This window comes from Pseudoalteromonas sp. GW168-MNA-CIBAN-0100, from assembly GCF_040309225.1.
Classification (GTDB): domain Bacteria; phylum Pseudomonadota; class Gammaproteobacteria; order Enterobacterales; family Alteromonadaceae; genus Pseudoalteromonas; species Pseudoalteromonas arctica.
Genome location: NZ_JBEOOL010000300.1, coordinates 1 through 332, shown reverse-complemented (window position 1 = coordinate 332; position 332 = coordinate 1). Strand labels below are relative to the sequence as shown.

Below are 332 nucleotides of genomic sequence, written 5' to 3'. Positions count from 1 at the left end.
GTATTGAGTTGCCGATAATTTATTATGTAGCATGCGTATACTGCATATGTTACTTGGATTATATTTAAAAGTCAGGTTTTTAGCACTGTGCCTTGTTTAACTCCTTTTAAATTATTGCACAACAAACACTGATTAAAGGTGGGTTAATTTTATGAATATATCAGGCGGAAATTTACCGGTAATGCCAAGTTCAAGCCAAGGCGGCGAGGTGTTGAGCGCTGCATTGTCTAAAAAACAGCAACTAGCTGATGGCGCAGCTGCATTAGCACTGATTGAGGGTGCTGCGCAGTCATCCAGCGCGCAAACACCGACTAAGTCGGCGACTGCAACAC

The 332-nt window shown here is 42.5% G+C and carries 1 protein-coding gene; it reads left to right on the top strand.

The genetic code is table 11. The features are described from left to right. Positions 1 to 151: 151 nt before the first annotated feature. Positions 152 to 332: hypothetical protein (locus tag AAEY62_RS21205; protein WP_350636327.1), on the top strand; the 181-nt coding region annotated here is incomplete at its 3' end.